This window comes from Pseudidiomarina marina (assembly GCF_044807045.1).
Taxonomy (GTDB): Bacteria; Pseudomonadota; Gammaproteobacteria; order Enterobacterales; family Alteromonadaceae; genus Pseudidiomarina; species Pseudidiomarina marina.
The window spans coordinates 877,607-894,960 of record NZ_CP085233.1 but is presented as its reverse complement, the minus strand read 5'-3'; the positions used below and the strand labels follow the sequence as shown (position 1 = coordinate 894,960).

The window sequence follows — 17,354 nt, the reverse complement described above, 5'->3', positions numbered from 1 at the left end:
GGAATTCTAATGAAACTTGCGATGATTATGGACCCGATTGAATCGGTTAAAACCTACAAAGACACAAGTTTTCGTTTGCTGCTTGAGGCTCAGGCCCGAGACTACGAAATCTACTATCTCACCATGAATGATTTGTCGCTCATTGAAGGTGAGCCGATGGGTAACGCCCGTTCACTGCAAGTTGTCGACCAACCGACCGATTTTTATACATTAGGCGAGCCGACAGAGATGAATTTGGGTAGTTTTGATGTCATTTTAATGCGCAAAGACCCGCCGTTTGATACCGAGTTTGTTTACGCGACGTACTTACTTGAGCTAGCCGAGCGTCGCGGTGCTCTGGTGGTGAATAAACCACAAAGCTTGCGAGATTGTAATGAGAAACTCTTCACCGCTTGGTTCTCTGATCTCACACCGCCAACGATTGTTACCCGTCGTGCCGAACAGATCCGTGCGTTCCACGAGCAGCATCGCGACATTATTCTAAAACCATTGGACGGCATGGGTGGTGCTTCAATTTTCCGTGTTCGTGATGATGGTACTAATTTAGGTGTGATTATTGAAACCCTAACCAACCATGGTCAGCAGTTCGCCATGGTACAAAAATACCTACCAGAAATTAAAGACGGCGATAAACGTATTCTGATTATTGATGGTGAGCCAATGCCATATGCCCTTGCTCGCGTTCCATCAGCAGGTGAAACTCGCGGCAATTTAGCCGCGGGTGGCAGCGGCCGCCCGCAGCCACTTAGCGAATCGGACTGGGAAGTTGCGCGCCAAGTTGGCCCAGAATTAAAACGTCGTGGTTTAACCATCGTCGGCTTAGATGTGATTGGCGACCGCGTGACAGAAATAAATGTCACCAGTCCTACTTGTATGCGCGAAATTGAGGCCGCATATGATATCAATATCGCCGCCAAAGTTTTTGAGGCCATTGAACGCCAGCTTGGCTTGTGTTGATTGTTGTAAAAATCATGCTGTTGTGGAGAAGTTGAATAGATGGAAACCTTACAAAGCCTGCAAAATCACTTTTTGATCGCTATGCCCAGCATGGATGATCCGTATTTTGCGCGCACAGTCACTTATATTTGTGAACACAATGCGGAAGGCGCTATGGGGCTCATCATTAATCAACCGGTGGAGCTAAGCGTCGAAGATTTGTTGGAAAAGTTGGAAATTGTGATTCCAGAGCATAACCAACGATTGGATGGTCCTGTTTATTCAGGCGGCCCACTTGCTCGCGACCGTGGTTTCGTATTGCACTCAGCCGATCAAAATTGGCGTAGCTCAGTACAACTTAGCGATGATGTTGTGATTACCACGTCGAAAGATATTCTTGAGGCGATGGGTAAAGGCAATATGCCAAGTGACTACTTACTCACCTTGGGCTATGCGGGCTGGGAAGCAGGCCAACTTGAACGCGAATTAGCCGAGAATAGTTGGCTGACCATTCCTGCTGATAACGACATTTTGTTTCACACGCCAAGCAAAGAGCGTTGGCAAAAGGCGGTGAAAAAGTTGGGTATTCAAACATGGCAGCTTGGTCCTGACGTGGGGCATGCATGAGCCAAGTCATCGGCTTCGATTTTGGTACACACAGTATTGGTGTCGCCGTTGGTCAAACGATTACCGGTACTGCCTCACCACTTGCGGCGCTGAAAGCTAAAGATGGCCAACCGAGCTGGGATGCTGTCGAGAAGTTGATTAAGGAATGGCAACCGGAGTTTCTTGTGGTTGGTTTGCCGCTGAATATGGATGGCACTGAGCAACCGCTTACCGATCTTGCTCGCAAGTTTGCGAATCGACTGCATGGTCGCTTCGGCATTCAAGTGGTATTGCAAGATGAGCGCTTAACCACGGTAGCTGCAAAAGAAACCCTATTTGGCCGCGGCGGCTATAAACAATTGCAAAAAGGCAAAGTTGATAGCGCCGCTGCTCAGTTGATACTTGAAGATTACTTTAACCAGAATTAAAGATTTTCTTCTGCGTATTGTGCCAACGAACTACGTACGACACCGTTGAGGTTCACCGTTGCACTGCCTGGGTAGTCTTTGAACCGCTCCACTATGTAGGTTAAACCTGACGTTACTGCAGTTAAATAGTAACTATCAATCTGCGCTAAGTTCCCCGAACAAATAATTTTTGTGCCGGTACCACAACGGGTAATAATGGTTTTCAATTGAGATGCGGTTAGGTTTTGCGATTCGTCTAACAGTACAATTGCGTTTTGAATACTGCGACCTCGCATAAAATTCAACGATTTAAACTGAATATTCGCCTTGTTCATGATGTAGTTTAGGCTCGATTCCATGCTCTCATCGTGTTTATGCAATACCTCGAGTGAATCGGTGATTGCCGCCAGCCAAGGCGCCATTTTTTCTTCTTCAGTACCGGGCAAATAACCAATCGACTCAGCAATTTCTGGGGTATTTCGTGTAACGATGATTTTCTCGTAAATACCCTGTTCAACCACCAATTCGAGTGCTGAAGCTAAAGCTAGTAGTGTTTTACCGCTACCCGCAGGCCCCGTCAAAATAACAAGATCAATTGCTGGGTCGAGTAAAGCGTTCATTGCCATAGCCTGATAAATGTTCTTGGGCTGAATGCCCCAAGCCCGATAGCTCATCATACGCTCAAACCCAATGTCATGAAGGCGCACGTGTTGGTTATCGTAACCAACGACCTTTGCAGCAAAGTGTTCAGTTTGGTCAATAATGTATTGATTACGAAAAACCGTAGGCAATACTTCGCGCTCCACTTCGTGAAACGTTTCACGCCCCTCTTGCGCACTGGTTACCTCCCCCACGTGCTCCCAAAAGTCACCTTCAATTTCAACAAAGCCTTTTGAAAGAAATCGAATATCATCAATTAATTGGTCGGTGCGGTAATCTTCAACATGCTTCACACCGGCTCCCTTGGCCTTTAAACGCATGTTGATATCTTTCGTAACCAGAACCACTTTCGTATCAGGATGTTGATGTTGAATGGCCAGCGCCGATTGAATAATTCGGTGATCATTCTCGGACAGGTTTAGCACGGCATCCTGCTGTTTTAACTGGTAATCTGGAAATATTGCTAAGGTACCTTGAGCTTGGTGAGCACCTTGCATATTGCTTAACGGAACGCCGGCAATAATTTGTTCTGGTGTGGCATCCTTCAATGCATTTTCCAGTGAACGAATTGCCGTTCGCGCTTCGCGGCTAACGTCTTTATGACGGTCTTTAATGTTATCAAGCTCTTCTAACACCACCATCGGAATCACAACGTGGTGTTCATCAAAATTCAAAAACGCGAGGGGTTCATGGAGGAGAATATTGGTATCAAGCAGGTAATACTTTGGAACGGTTTCAGTCATAACGGACCTCAAGCTACGTTGATATTTTAGTGATTGTGATAACGTGCCTTTCATTTCTAAGACTAGCCTAACTTTTATGAAAATGGTGTGAATATTGAAATAATTTTCGCTACCATGTGCGCCCTTTTTATCGACTATGCTGTATAGGTCATTTATTCATGGTAGCGAACGCAACATCAATGCAATTTATTCCAGGTCAACGCTGGCTCAGCGAAACCGAAATGGAGCAAGGCTTGGGTATGGTAAGCCAGCTTCAAGGACGCATGGTCACGGTGTTATTTCCCGTTACCGGCGAGTTTCGCCATTACGCAATGAATGAAGCGCCACTCGCTCGTTATCGATTGCTGGTTGATGAACAAGGGCACCATGGTGATGGCTGGTCTTTTCGTGTAACTCAAGTTGAAGAGCACGAAGGGCTTCTAACCTATCACGGCATGCGTGAAGACAACGATGAAGCCGTTGTCGTGCCCGAGGCACAGCTTGCGGCACAAGTAGCCACCAACCATCCGCTGACGCGGATTCTTGCCGGCAAAGTCGATCGCCTCGATATGTATCAATTGCGCCAGCAAGCACAGCAACATTTACAGAGATGGCAAAGCAGCTCGGCTGCTGGTTTGATCGGGGCGCGAGCCGACTTATTACCACATCAGCTGTATGTTGCTGGACAGATAGCCGATCGTCATCACCCGCGCGTATTACTCGCCGATGAAGTTGGTCTTGGTAAAACCATTGAAGCTGGGTTGATTCTGCAGCGCCGACTGCTAACTGGGCGCAGTGAACGTATCTTGATTGTGGTGCCAGACAGTCTTGCTCATCAATGGTTAGTCGAGCTACTGAGGCGATTTAACTTAGGCTTTAGCCTATTTGATGTTGAACGATGTGAGCAAGCGGCCCTTGATGGCGATGCCATTTTTGCCAGTGAACAACTCGTTTTAGTTCCGCAATCGTTGCTTGCAAACCCTATTTGGTCTGGCGAGTTGTTTGAAGTGAGTTGGGACTTACTTATTGTCGATGAAGCGCATCAACTCGCCCCAGCTGAAATATGCTTTGCGCTACTACAACAACTTTCCCAGCACGTTCCAAGTGTACTGCTGTTGACCGCAACACCGGAACAGGCGGGGTTAGAAGCCCATTTCGCGCGCTTACAATTGTTAGACCCTGATCGGTTTAATAACTTCGAGGCTTTTGTTGAAGAACAAGAGAGTTATCAAGCCTTGGTACCAAAAGCTGAAGCGTTAGCTAACAGCGGGCAGTTGGAAGCGCTTGATGAGCTCTTAGACAGTTATGGTACTGGCCGAGTGATGTTTCGAAATAGCCGTCGTCACATCGGTGGCTTCCCGACACGTCATCTGCAAGTTACCGAGTTGGACGCGGGCGATGCTCTGCTCCAACGCTTTGAATGGTTAGTTGCCCTGCTCAAAGCCCATAAGAATGAGAAATTTGTACTCATATGTCGCAGCAGCGAATTGGTCTTGGCGTTGCACGAAATGCTGCGTGTACAACAAGGCATTCATGCCGCAGTATTCCATGAGGGACTGAGCTTAGTTGAACGCGACCGCGCTGCCGCCTACTTTGCCAGCCCTGAAGATGGGTGTCAGTTACTCTTATGTTCCGAAATTGGTAGTGAGGGACGCAACTTCCAGTTCGCCCAACATTTAATTCTGTTCGACCTGCCGCGACACCCTGACTTATTAGAGCAACGTATAGGTCGACTTGACCGTCTTGGGCAACGAGAAGACATCTATATTCATGTGCCAGTGGTTGACAATAGCGCCGAACAAATTCTGTTTGCTTGGTATGAAGCAATGAATGCCTTTACCCAAACCAACGCTATTGGTGCCATCTTGTATCGCCACTTTGCACCAGCGCTCGAGCAACTCATTGATCACCAAACAAATGGCGATTTCGATGAGGACTTGTTAAGTATAACGCTACAAGAAACTCGCGATATGGCGGCAAAAATGCGTGTCGCGGCAGATGCCGGACGCGATCGCTTACAAGAGCTCAATGCCTTTCGTCCTCATCAAATAAACGAGCTACTCAACGCTATTGAAGCCATTCAACAACCTGCAGAACTCGAGCGATTCATGTTGTCGTTTTGGGATCGCTTTGGCCTCGAGTTCGATCGCCTGAATGACGATAGCGGCTGGTTATACCCAACTGAACAAATGCGTATACCTCTGGCAGGGCTACCAGAAGAAGGTTTGACGGTGACATTCTCACGTGCTTATGCGTTAGCACACGAAGACGTGACGTTTTTGAGTTGGGATCATCCATTAGTGCAACAAGCGCTTGAACTATTGACGCGTGATACGTTTGGTAGCACAGCCGTTGCATTACTTCAAAATCGAGCTTTGCCTGCTGGTGCATGGTTTATTGAACTACAATTCAGTAGCGTTGTGCTAGCACCGAAACAGCTAGCCGTGCAGGAGTTTTATCCACATCATAGTTTCCGCGTTTTACTCGATGGTCAAATGCGCGACCTCACTAATAAAGTGGCTCCGGGCGCACTTGATAAACAATTGCAGTTTGTGGATAAGAAACAAGCTCGGCTATTACTCAAACAACTACGAACAGAATGCCAAACAGCCATACAGGCCGCTTGGAAGCCAGCCGAAGAGCAACAACATAAGGCACTTGCAAGCGCCAGCGAACAGGTTACTGAAGTGCTCAATCACGAGTTGGCACGTTTAATTAAGCTAAAACAATCGAACCCGTTGGTGCGCGATAGTGAGCTAAACGCTATTTCACAGCGTCGCGATGCGCTTCTGGCTGCATTCGAGCAACCATTGCTGCAACTCGATTCGGTTCGTATCATGGTGAATATGCCAGCATGACGCTATTGCACTATTCACCTCCAACAACGCCATACTTGGATATTGTCTATAGTGACGATGACGTGGTGGTTATTAATAAGCCGAGCGGTTTGCTTAGTGTTCCCGGCAAGGCTCCCGAACATCGCGACTCAGCTTGGTTTCGTCTAGAGCGAAGCTGTCCGCAAGTGCGCGTTATCCACCGTTTAGATATGGCCACATCAGGATTGTTGGTCTTTGCTCGAAATAAAGTGGCACAGGCATCGTTACAACGTCAGTTTGAACGGCGTACTGTCAGTAAATGCTATCGAGCACAGGTATGGGGGCATTTACCTGCACAACGTGGCGCAATTGACTTGGCACTGCGCTGTGATTGGCCAAATCGACCACGGCAGATGGTTGATTTGGTTCTTGGCAAGCCTGCACTCACCTTTTATCAGGTGATTGGAAAGCATGTACATGGTGATATCGTGGCGCTCACGCCTTATACAGGTCGCTCACATCAGTTGCGTGTTCACATGCAGGCGCTTGGTACGCCAATAATTGGTGACAAATTTTATGCATCCAGTGAGGGATACGCTGCTGCAGCGCGGCTATTATTACACGCTGAACACTTGGCGTTTGATCAGCCCACAAGCGGTGAGCGTTTGATCTTTAATTGCCCTGCCGACTTTTAATTAATTCATAAGCCGCTTGAATTTGTTGTGCTTTCGCTCGCGCTGATTCGCGCATTTCCGGCGGTAAGCCCTGTGCGGCAAGCTTATCGGGGTGATGCTTGTTCATCAATTTACGATAGGCCTTCTTGACCTCAGAAAAGCTCGCTGAGCGACTCACACCGAGCACGGCATAGGCATCATCAAGTTGATTCGCCGTGGTTTGCTGGCTGTACTGCTGCGAACTTCCGCCGGTGCCGAATCGCTGCCCAGCTTGTGCCATTTGCAATAAGATATCCAATTGTGCGCGACGAAACCCAAGTGCTTGCGTTACCTTCAGTAAAACCTCGTATTCGGCTTGCTCAAGCTGTCCATCGTGCAGTGCAATTGTTAGTAATTGCTCAAGGAAAAACTGCAGCAGATCTCGCCGCCAAGCAAGTTGAGTTCGAAGTTGCTGAACGCGCTGAGTGAGCGGGAAATCAGATTGTTTACCTTCGCGAAAGCTCTCTTGAGCATCAATACGCGCTTCTTCTGAAAGCTGGAGGTGATCCATTAAGCGCGTGACGTAATCTATGTCTTGTTCGGTCACGCGGCCTTTTGATTTTGCTAAGTGCCCTAAAACGGCAAACAAAGTACTCACGAATTGCTGGGGTTGAGTGCTGTTTTGCTGCATTGCGCGGGTTAGTGATTTATCAAACCAGTGACCAATCATTAGTCCCAACAGTAGACCGATGAATCGCGCAAATAAAAAACCAAAAAAGCCGCCGAGAATTTTACCCCAGATCATGGGTACTCCTGTAATTGTGCTAGTCGCTTGGGAGTGCCGACATCAGTCCACTCCGCGGAAATAATCGATGCTGCGATTTGTTCGTTTTCAATACCACTGTCTAATAATGGCCGCAGTCGAATAAACTGTTCACTACCAGATTGGTAATCGCTAAATAACTGCGGCGAAAATAGCCCCATCCCGGTATAGGTATAAGTTTGCTTACTTCCCGTTGCCGCTTGTAACATGCCGCTTTGCACAGCGAAGTCGCCGTGGGCGTTATGCGGCGGGTTGTTCGCCAGCAATAGATGGGCAACAATACCAGCAGGAAGTTCACGAGGTAATGCACTGAAATCTAATGTGGTGAAAATATCGCCGTTGATTACCCAAAATGGCTCGTCGCCAAGCATTGGTAACGCTCGAATAATACCCCCAGCGGTTTCTAATCCCCCCTCAGGCTCGGGTGAAAATAGAATTTCCAATCCAAACTGCTTGCCATTACCCAGAGCTTGCACCAATTGTTCGCCCAACCACGCATGGTTTATCACCACTTGTTTGATGCCTTGTGCGGCAAGTTTTTCCAAATGGTATTCAATGAGGGGCTTACCGCGCACCCGCAACAACGGCTTCGGCGTCGTATCGGTGAGTGGTCGCATGCGCTCGCCTCGACCAGCCGCCAGTATCATTGCTCGCACTAGATGCGCTCCTGCAGTGCCGGCTGAATATGTTCTGCTAGCCAGCGCCGATAGTCGGCAAATTCTGGGTAGAGCCCAGCGACATCGTATAAATAGCCGACCGTTCTCGGAATATCCTGCAAATAGCCCGCCTTACCATCGCGGTGATAAAGCCGTGCAAAAATACCCGCAGCCTTGGTATGGCGTTGCATTCCCATTAAATCAAACCAACGTTGCCACTGCGATTGTTCCACTGTACTAGGAAGGAGTTGTTGCTCTTGCAATCGTTCAAATAGTTCATTGCTCAGTTCAATCACTTGCTGTTGCGGCCAACGCACATAACAGTCTCGCAATAAGCTGACGGCATCATAAGTAATTGGCCCTTTCACCGCATCTTGAAAGTCAATATAGGCTAGTTCGCCATTCCCTTGCACCATGATATTACGCGCGTGGAAATCGCGGTGAACGCCAACCTGTGGTTGCTGTAGAGCGTTTTCTATCAATACGTCTGTAACTCGTCGCCACATCGCTTGGTGCTCACCAGTCAAGTCTAAACCAAGATGCTCAACCACCAGCCAATCATGGAATAAGTCGATTTCACGGCGCAGAAGTGCCGTATCATAAGGAGGCAATTCACCGAGTTCGGTGCTTGTTACTGGCATGATGTCACATAAATCGCGTAATGCTTTACGATACCAGTCTAACATTGACGAGTCGGTCAATTCACTGAGCAACAGGGTCGAACCTAAGTCACTCAATAACATAAAGCCTTGCTTTTCGTCTGACGCGATAACCGAAGGAACCAAGACACCAGCTTCGGCATATGCTTGCGCGATAGCTATAAATGGTTGCAATGACTCCTGTGGTGGCGGCGCATCAACGGCAATAAGACTGCGATGACCATCAGAGCAGCGAAAATAACGACGAAAACTCGCATCTCCGGAAACTGGCTGCAATTGCTGTTGATGATACCCGGTGACTGCTTCGCACCAAGCTTGCAGTTTCAGTTCTCGTTGTTCGTTCACATCACCCTCACATTGCGTCAATATTCGCCAACTCGTTCTACTTTCGTAAGATTCTAAAAAAACCACAGTGTAGCAAATGGCGAGAGAATAAAAATTGCTTTATCATACCCTGCACATTGTGAAGGACAACCCAGGGTAAACCGCTCTATGCAAAAAATTTTTCAGACGTCATTTTGGACAGTCGCGCTAAGTGTTAGTTGTGCCACTGTTCATGCACAGCAGTCTTCGTCTGCGGTGCTGTCTGAAGTTTGCCCGTTACCTGCGCCACTATTTAAGACGCCGATACAACCTATCGAGAACTTGCAACCCGGTGCCATCGGCGTACGCGCAGATCGCGCCGATATCGATTCTCAATCTCAAGTTGCATCGTTCTTCGGTAACGTTGAAGTTCAGTTTGATCAGCAACAATTGAGAACTCAACAAGCACAGATTGATCAACTAAGCGGTAATATCAACGCCAGTGGCGCAACGCTATTTACAGACGGTTACGTTCAAGTGTCATCGGAAAACTTTCGCTTAAATTCGGGCGAAAATCGGGCTTTTTTGAGCGGTGCTGAATATCAACTAACTGAAACCGGAGCCCATGGTAAAGCCGATATTTTATCGTTATCACCACAGCAAGTTTTGCTTGAAGGCTCAACATTTACAACCTGCCCGAGTGATAGCCCAGTTTGGCAAATGAGCGCTCAAGAAATATCGTTAAACGAAGACGAAGAATGGGGTGAAGCTTGGCATGCCAAATTTGAATTGTTCGGCTTACCAGTGCTGTATCTGCCATATATAAACTTTCCCGTTACCGATGCTCGCAAATCAGGTTTTTTATTTCCGACTTTTGGATCGTCACAAAAAAATGGTTTTGAGGTTGAAGTTCCTTATTACTTCAATATCGCACCGAATATGGATGCCACAATTGCGCCACGTTATATGGCCGAGCGCGGCACACAAATTCAGGCTGAATTTCGAACACTAAGCGAAACCGGTAATGGCCAATATAATGTTGCTTATCTTGAGCAAGACAAAAGCACCGACGACAACGCTGCTCGTTATTTGTGGCGTATTGAGCAAAATCAACGTTGGGGCGAACACTGGCGCGGATATATCAACGGCACATTTATTAGCGATGATGATTACTTAAACGATTTAGGCAGCGATTTTGCAGGCCGAGCTGATGCGCAACTATATCGACACGCTCAACTTGATTACCTCAACGAGAACTGGCAAGTGACCATGCGCGCTGAGGATTTTGAATTGCTTGGCTCGTATCGTTCGCCTTATCGAACCATGCCGCAAATTAAAAGCTATTACGCCGCCAACGCCGGCTTTGATGTTGATTTTGCGTTATTTGCTGAAATGTCCCACTTCCAAAATCAGGACTTGAGCCAGGACACGGCGACTCGAATGCATATTGAGCCACAGTTGAGTTATCACTTAGAACAACCGGGTTACGATTGGTTAGCGGAACTCAGCTATGCCTACACTTATTACAATCAAGACGCAGATTTTGAGAATAATCGCTCGGAGAACCCTTCGCGTAGTCTTCCGACATTTCGCTGGCGTGGGCGAGTGAATCTAGAACGCAACATCGACATTAAACAACGCAATTATACCCACACGTTACAACCCCAAATTCAGTATTTGTATACGCCGTATCGTGACCAATCAGGTATTGGAATCTACGATTCGACCTTAATGCAAGACGATTACCAAGGGTTGTTTCGGGCTCGTCGATTTTCAGGCTTAGACCGTATAGCAGATGCCAATCAGGTTACGATAGGTGCCTCTTCAAGCTTGTTCGATCAACAAGCAAGAGAGATTGCGCGGGTGAGCTTTGGTCAGATCTATTATTTTGAAAATAGCCAAACTCAACTATTTGATACGAGTACTGAAACGTCAGAGAGTCGTTCTGATCTGGCGCTAGAAACACGCTTTCGAATCAATGACAACATGTTCTTCAATAGCTCAATTCAATACAACCTAGAGCTAAATAGCACACGTAAAAGTCAAACGACTTTGGAATATCGTCTCAACGAGTTTAATTTAGTTCAGTTGAGCCACCGTACGGTAACGAATCTACTTGAGAATGACGTGGAACAAGTTGGCATGTTGGGTGTCGTAGAACTCAGCCCCCGTTGGCAACTTGCATCAAATTGGTACTACGATTTGCAAAACAGTCGTACCAACGATGCTTTCATTGCGTTACAGTACAGCGATTGTTGTTGGGCTATGCGAATAAGTGGTTATCGACGCATTAACCGCAATTTAGAAATAAATACCGGCGTCCCCGATTTAGGTGCGCCGGAGTTTGATAACGGAATTAGTGTACAATTCATTATAAAAGGTTTGGGCAGCGATAATCGCAGCTTACTTGATATGCTTGAACAAAGCTTGTTTGGCTATCGTCACCCGTTCCACTTAAGCAACTAGGTAGTATTCATGGGTAAAATTGTAAAGGTTTTCGTTGCAGCAATGCTGCTTTCATCAAGCGCTTCAGCATGGAGTCAACAACTACTTGACCGTGTCGCCGTTGTTGTCAACGAGGGCGTTGTTCTTCAAAGCGAAGTCGAACAATTGCTTCAACAAGTAAAACGAAATGCGCAGCAAAAAGGTACCGACCTGCCATCCGATCGCGTGTTGCGTATTCAAGCCATGGATCGTTTGATATTAGCTGAATTGCAGTTACAAATGGCTGAGCGCATGGGTATTACTATCTCCGATACGCAACTCCAACAAGCGTTAGAGGCTATTGCGCAAGATCAAAATATGTCAATGGATGAATTGCGTTCAACGACTGAAGCGAGCGGTACCAACTGGGATAACTATCGCGAAACAGTTCGTAAAGAAATGATCATTACCGAGACCCAACGCGCTACCGTTAGACGTCGTGTTTATGTATCGCCACAAGAAATCGAAAACCTTGTGAACGCGATGAAAGAAATGACCGAACAGGAAGTGGAATATCGCTTGAGCCATATCTTAGTTGGTTTTCGCGAGGGCGCCGATGCGGACGAGGTGCAAGCAACGCGCGAGCGCGCAGAGAAATTGTTAGAACGCTTACGTGACGGCGCAGATTTTTCGCAGGCGGCAATCACGTCATCGTCAGGTCCCCGAGCTCTTGAAGGTGGTGACCTTGGCTGGATGAATATTAATGCGATGCCGACGTTATTTGCTGATGCGGTTCGTGATAAGGGTAAAGGCGAGTTTATTGGTCCACTGCGTAGCGGTGTTGGTTTTCACATTTTGAAAGTCAGCGATGTTCGCGGTATTGAACAAGTACAAGTGGACGAAGTGAAAGCGCGTCATATTCTTATCAAACCATCAATTATTCTTTCTGAGCGTAAAGCGCAAGAGAAGCTTGCTGGCATTCGCGAGCGTATTCTAGCTGGCGAAGTCGAGTTTGCTGATGCCGCGCGCGAGCATTCTGCCGATCCTGGCTCTGCCGCTGCGGGGGGCGACCTTGGTTGGGCAGAACCGAATATTTATGCCGAAGAATTTAAGCGTAAAGTTGAGCGGTTACCAGTTGGTGAGTTAAGTGAACCATTTGAAACTCAATTTGGCTGGCACATTGTGGAAGTCATGGAGCGTCGTCAATTAGATGCCACTAAGCGCAGTCAGCAAAATCGCGCATACCAGCTATTATTTAGCCGGAAGTATCAAGAAGAGCTTGAAAACTGGCAGCAAGAATTACGTGATCAAGCATACATTGAAACATTGATTCAATAAGGCAAACGATGACGGTTGCGCGAATTGCATTTACCCCAGGTGAACCGGCTGGTATCGGACCTGATTTAATTGTCAAACTCGCGCAACACGCTTGGCCAATTGAGCTTGTTGTGATTGCTGATGCAACATTGCTCGCACAGCGTGCAGCGCAATTAAAGCTCCCTTTAACTATTCGCCAATATACCCCTGATAAACCTGCTGTTGCTCAGGCTGCGGGTTCATTAACCGTGTGTCATATTCCCCTTGCTGAAGATGTCATTGTGCAGCAGCTCAATAGCAACAATGCCAAATACGTTTTGGCGACTCTTGAGCGTGCCAGTCAAGGTTGCCTAAGTCATGAATTTGCTGCCGTGGTTACAGGACCGGTTCACAAAGGTGTGATCAATCAGGCTGGAATTCCCTTTAGCGGCCATACCGAGTTTTTCGCGCAACATAGTAAAACAGCTCGTGTTGTCATGATGTTAGCGACTGAAGGCTTACGGGTAGCGTTAGTGACAACTCATTTACCGCTAAAAGATGTTGCAGCGGCAATTACTCGGGCTGCGGTTGAAGAAACGTTGCAAATTCTGCATGCTGATTTAGCTAAAAAATGGGGAATCGCAGCGCCTCGAATTTTAGTCTGCGGATTGAATCCCCACGCTGGTGAGCAAGGACATTTGGGTCGCGAAGAGATTGACCATATTATTCCTGCAATTCAAAGCATGCAAAGACAAGGATTCAAGGTGAGTGGCCCGTATCCAGCCGACACCGTGTTTCAGCCACATTATTTAGCCGAAGCTGACGCCATTGTCGCAATGTATCATGACCAAGGTTTACCTGTGTTAAAATACAAAGGGTTTGGCAATGCCATCAATATAACCTTGGGATTGCCATTTATTCGCACTTCAGTCGACCATGGTACCGCTTTGGATCGCGCTGGCACACACAACATAGATGACAGTAGTGCATTACTCGCTTTGCGCACTGCAATCGACATGGTAAATCGATGACAAAAACACATTTGGGTCACCGCGCAAGAAAGCGTTTTGGACAAAACTTCCTCCATGATCAATTCGTCATCAACGATATTGTTGACGCAATTAATCCGCAACCCAGCGATAACCTCGTTGAAATTGGTCCCGGATTAGCAGCTCTCACTGAGCCGGTCGTGGACCGCGCCGGTAAACTCACGGTGGTTGAGTTAGATCGCGATCTCGCTGATCGCCTCGAGCAGCATCCATTTTTAAAAAGTAAGTTAACCGTGTTTCGCGGCGACGCACTAAAAACAGATTTTCGGCAATTTGCCAGCGAGCAGCCGATTCGCGTTTTCGGTAACCTGCCCTACAACATTTCCACGCCACTTATATTCCATTTGTTGGAACATTTGGACGTTGTAGAAGATATGCACTTTATGCTGCAGAAAGAGGTTGTCGAGCGTTTAGCAGCAGAGCCAAACAGTAAAGCCTATGGGCGGATTAGCGTTGCCGTACAACAAGCATGTGCCGTTGAACCAGTACTTATGGTGCCACCGGGTGCATTTACTCCGCCGCCCAAAGTGGAGTCAGCTGTCGTGCGCTTGGTACCGCACAAAACATCGCCTTACCCAGTCAACGACCGAAAAGCGTTACATAAAATTTGTTTGATTGCTTTTAATCAACGCCGTAAAACAATTCGTAATAACCTCAAGCAAATTATGAACGACGAGCAGCTTGAGGCTCTAGGAATTGATCCAGGTGCTCGTCCAGAAACATTATCTGTAGCTGATTATTGCCGACTGGCGAACTGGTACAGTGAGCAGCAAGGTGACCATGCATAATATCGACATTCAAGTGAAAACTCATTTTATTGCTTCGCATTCAAATGAAAGCGCGAATGAATATGCATTCGCTTATACCATCACCATTACCAACCATTCCGACGTGACCGTTCAGTTACTGAAGCGCGCTTGGAAGATAACTGACGCCGATCATAAAATTACTCGCGTTGCCGGCGACGGTGTCGTGGGTGAACAACCACAGATTGCCCCCGGCGAGAGCTATAGCTATACCAGCGGCACGGTGCTCGCTACGCCAATTGGCACCATGGAAGGCTTCTACACAATGGTTGCAACATCAGGCGAGCATTTTGATGTTGAAATCCCTTCGTTTCGACTCGCTATTCCAAACATCATTCATTAGTCATGGCGCGTTATCTCGTTGGTGACATACAAGGCTGTGCCGCGCCACTAAAACAAGCGCTCAAACAAATCAATTTTGATGCCAAGTTTGATGAGCTTTGGTGCGTTGGCGACATCATCGGTCGCGGCCCTAGCCCACTCGAATGTCTCGAGTTGATACGCGACATGGGAACTGCCACCAAGATGGTTCTTGGTAATCATGATTTAAACCTGTTAGCGGTATTAAGCGGTGTCCGTGAAGCCAACCCCAACGATCGATTAGATACAGTCGTTAACTTACCAGAAAGCGAAAAGCGCGAATGGATAGATTGGTTAGTACAACACCCGCTATTAATACGTAGCGAAGATAATTTAATAATGACCCACGCTGGTATTTATCCGTGGTGGAGTGTATCTGAGGCAGAGTCATACGCTAAAGAAGTGTCTGAAGCACTCCAACAGGCATGGCGCTCAAACAAGCTCGACAAATTCTTAGTGGCTATGTACGGCAATGAACCAACGCAATGGTCAACCGCGCTCGAAGGAATGGACCGTATTCGGTTCTTTATAAATGTATTTACCCGCATGCGTTTCTGCGACCTCAGTGGCCATTTGAATTTTTCAGTCAAACAATCGCCTGACGATTGCAACGTCCCTGCACATCTCAAGCCTTGGTTTGAATTGTGGGATGTATCCGAGCACACCTTAGTATTCGGGCACTGGGCAGCATTGATGGGTAAAACATTACGCGATGATGTAATTGGCATAGATACGGGCTGTGTTTGGGGCGAGTATTTAACCGTGATGCGATGGCCGGACGGCCATCGCATCAAAGTAAGAGCTACTGGTTAGCTCAAAGTGATTCGAGCAAACTTGCGTTTCCCAACTTGATAAACAGCAGTGGTTCCCGCCGTTAACGTTAGCTTGGTATCGCTAACTTTTTCTCCGTCGATTTTCACTGCACCTTGTTTGATCATTCGCATTGCTTCAGAAGTCGAAGCAACAAGCTCTGCGTCGCGCAATAAATTACCAATGGCCAATTCGCCATTATCACTGGTAATTGTGAGCTCTGGCATTTCATCAGGAATAGCGTTTTTACTGAAACGCTGAACAAAATCTTGTTCTGCAGCGTTCGCTGCCGCTTCATCATGGAAGCGCGCGATAATTTCTTTTGCTAATAATACTTTATAATCACGCGGGTTAGCGCCATCAGCCACTGCCTGTTTGAAGCTCTTGATTTCATCTAATGGACGGAAACTCAATAACTCGTAGTAGCGCCACATCAATTCATCAGAGACCGACATGACTTTGCCGAACATGTCATTTGCGGGCTCGGTAATACCAATATAGTTACCGAGTGATTTTGACATTTTCTGCACGCCGTCTAAGCCTTCGAGCAACGGCACCATAATGACCGTTTGTGGCTTCTGACCTTCATCTTTTTGCAGCTCGCGTCCCATCAATAGGTTAAAGCGCTGATCGGTTCCACCTAACTCAACGTCCGCTTTCAATGCAACCGAATCCCAGCCCTGCACCAACGGATACAAAAATTCATGGATCGCAATTGGCTGACCTGAACCATAGCGCTTCTTGAAGTCATCGCGCTCAAGCATGCGCGCTACCGTCTGACGCGCGGCTAACTTGATCATGCCAGCCGCACCCAACTCATTCATCCATTCAGAGTTAAATCGAATTTTGGTTTTCGCCGGGTCCAAAATTTTAAATACTTGCTCTTTGTAAGTTTGCGCATTCGCTAGCACATCTTCTCGCGACAATGGCTTACGGGTGACATTTTTACCAGTTGGATCACCAATCATGCCGGTAAAATCACCAATTAAAAATATGATTTCATGACCTAGATCTTGAAATACGCGCATTTTGTTAATGAGAACGGTGTGGCCCAAGTGTAAATCCGGTGCAGTTGGGTCAAAACCGGCCTTAATGACAAGTGGTTTGCCACTTGCTAGCTTCTCTTTAAGCTCTTCTGCTAAAAGAATTTCTTCGGTACCACGCGCAATTTCCGCAAACGCATCCGCAGCTGACAAGGTCATATTCGGCTTTCTCCCTACGCAATTCAATTTGGCCACAAACCCCGCATTGTATGCTATTTCCTTAACTCTTTTAAGCGCAATTAATAGTAAATTGACTGGAAAATCGCCATGCTTCATATTATTCTGCAGTCTGACTTAAAAAAATAATGCGCTAACACATCGGAAG

Annotated in this window: 16 protein-coding genes; 11 read left to right on the top strand and 5 right to left on the bottom strand. The window is 47.1% G+C overall.

From position 1 onward, the window contains the following. The first annotated feature begins 9 nt into the window (after positions 1-9). From gshB to ruvX, 3 genes are read left to right on the top strand one after another with little or no spacing between them, the layout of a single operon-like run. A complete protein-coding gene (gene gshB / locus LG272_RS04265) occupies positions 10-957 on the top strand; it encodes a glutathione synthase (protein WP_404409782.1) in 948 nt (315 codons plus the stop codon). 39 nt (positions 958-996) lie between these two features. Continuing rightward, positions 997-1,563, top strand: a complete 567-nt coding sequence (locus LG272_RS04260) for a YqgE/AlgH family protein (protein ID WP_126760343.1) — start codon at positions 997-999, stop codon at positions 1,561-1,563. Next, on the top strand, positions 1,560-1,970 hold the full coding sequence (gene ruvX, locus LG272_RS04255) for a Holliday junction resolvase RuvX (RefSeq protein WP_126760344.1): 411 nt from the start codon (positions 1,560-1,562) through the stop codon (positions 1,968-1,970). Before LG272_RS04260 ends, ruvX begins: the two co-directional genes overlap by 4 nt. On the opposite strand, the gene LG272_RS04250 is transcribed toward ruvX, so the two are convergent. Next, positions 1,967-3,352 (bottom strand): PhoH family protein, encoded by a 1,386-nt coding sequence (locus LG272_RS04250; RefSeq protein ID WP_404409781.1) that lies wholly within the window; start codon positions 3,350-3,352, stop codon positions 1,967-1,969. The two genes, ruvX and LG272_RS04250, sit on opposite strands and share 4 nt — an antisense overlap. A gap of 158 nt (positions 3,353-3,510) precedes the next feature. Between LG272_RS04250 and LG272_RS04245 the strand changes: the two genes are divergently transcribed. Next, complete coding sequence (locus tag LG272_RS04245; RefSeq protein WP_404409780.1) at positions 3,511-6,189, top strand: helicase-related protein; 2,679 nt, start codon at positions 3,511-3,513, stop codon at positions 6,187-6,189. Then, the gene (locus LG272_RS04240) at positions 6,186-6,842 is read left to right on the top strand and encodes a pseudouridine synthase (RefSeq protein ID WP_404409779.1); all 657 of its coding nucleotides are present in this window, start codon (positions 6,186-6,188) and stop codon (positions 6,840-6,842) included. Before LG272_RS04245 ends, LG272_RS04240 begins: the two co-directional genes overlap by 4 nt. Here LG272_RS04240 and djlA read toward each other — a convergent pair. Genes djlA through LG272_RS04225 form a run of 3 tightly spaced genes read right to left on the bottom strand, consistent with a single transcriptional unit; the run spans position 6,820 to position 9,283 of the window. Beyond that, positions 6,820-7,605 carry a co-chaperone DjlA gene (gene djlA / locus LG272_RS04235; protein ID WP_126760347.1) on the bottom strand — a complete coding sequence of 262 codons (786 nt, stop codon included), beginning with the start codon at positions 7,603-7,605 and terminating at the stop codon, positions 6,820-6,822. The genes LG272_RS04240 and djlA overlap by 23 nt on opposite strands. Next, entirely contained in the window at positions 7,602-8,270 is a 669-nt protein-coding gene (gene murU / locus LG272_RS04230; RefSeq protein WP_198678617.1) for an N-acetylmuramate alpha-1-phosphate uridylyltransferase MurU, read from the bottom strand. The genes djlA and murU overlap by 4 nt, the downstream gene beginning before the upstream one ends. Before the next feature lie 8 nt (positions 8,271-8,278). Further along, on the bottom strand, positions 8,279-9,283 hold the full coding sequence (locus LG272_RS04225; protein ID WP_126760349.1) for an aminoglycoside phosphotransferase family protein: 1,005 nt from the start codon (positions 9,281-9,283) through the stop codon (positions 8,279-8,281). A 147-nt stretch (positions 9,284-9,430) separates the two neighbouring features. On the opposite strand from LG272_RS04225, the gene LG272_RS04220 reads away from it, so the two are divergent. Genes LG272_RS04220 through LG272_RS04195 form a run of 6 tightly spaced genes read left to right on the top strand, consistent with a single transcriptional unit; the run spans position 9,431 to position 15,989 of the window. Beyond that, entirely contained in the window at positions 9,431-11,707 is a 2,277-nt protein-coding gene (locus tag LG272_RS04220) for an LPS-assembly protein LptD (RefSeq protein ID WP_404409778.1), read from the top strand. Positions 11,708-11,716: 9 nt separating this feature from the next. Next, the gene (surA, locus tag LG272_RS04215; RefSeq protein WP_404409777.1) at positions 11,717-13,003 is read left to right on the top strand and encodes a peptidylprolyl isomerase SurA; all 1,287 of its coding nucleotides are present in this window, start codon (positions 11,717-11,719) and stop codon (positions 13,001-13,003) included. An 8-nt stretch (positions 13,004-13,011) separates the two neighbouring features. Then, a complete protein-coding gene (pdxA, locus tag LG272_RS04210) occupies positions 13,012-13,992 on the top strand; it encodes a 4-hydroxythreonine-4-phosphate dehydrogenase PdxA (protein WP_404409776.1) in 981 nt (326 codons plus the stop codon). Continuing rightward, the gene (gene rsmA, locus LG272_RS04205; RefSeq protein WP_126760353.1) at positions 13,989-14,798 is read left to right on the top strand and encodes a 16S rRNA (adenine(1518)-N(6)/adenine(1519)-N(6))-dimethyltransferase RsmA; all 810 of its coding nucleotides are present in this window, start codon (positions 13,989-13,991) and stop codon (positions 14,796-14,798) included. The genes pdxA and rsmA overlap by 4 nt, the downstream gene beginning before the upstream one ends. After that, positions 14,791-15,159 carry a Co2+/Mg2+ efflux protein ApaG gene (gene apaG, locus LG272_RS04200; protein ID WP_198678613.1) on the top strand — a complete coding sequence of 123 codons (369 nt, stop codon included), beginning with the start codon at positions 14,791-14,793 and terminating at the stop codon, positions 15,157-15,159. The genes rsmA and apaG overlap by 8 nt, the downstream gene beginning before the upstream one ends. Before the next feature lie 2 nt (positions 15,160-15,161). Next, complete coding sequence (locus LG272_RS04195; protein ID WP_404409775.1) at positions 15,162-15,989, top strand: symmetrical bis(5'-nucleosyl)-tetraphosphatase; 828 nt, start codon at positions 15,162-15,164, stop codon at positions 15,987-15,989. On the opposite strand, the gene tyrS is transcribed toward LG272_RS04195, so the two are convergent. Continuing rightward, the gene (gene tyrS, locus LG272_RS04190; RefSeq protein WP_126760356.1) at positions 15,986-17,188 is read right to left on the bottom strand and encodes a tyrosine--tRNA ligase; all 1,203 of its coding nucleotides are present in this window, start codon (positions 17,186-17,188) and stop codon (positions 15,986-15,988) included. The genes LG272_RS04195 and tyrS overlap by 4 nt on opposite strands. Positions 17,189-17,354: the final 166 nt, after the last annotated feature.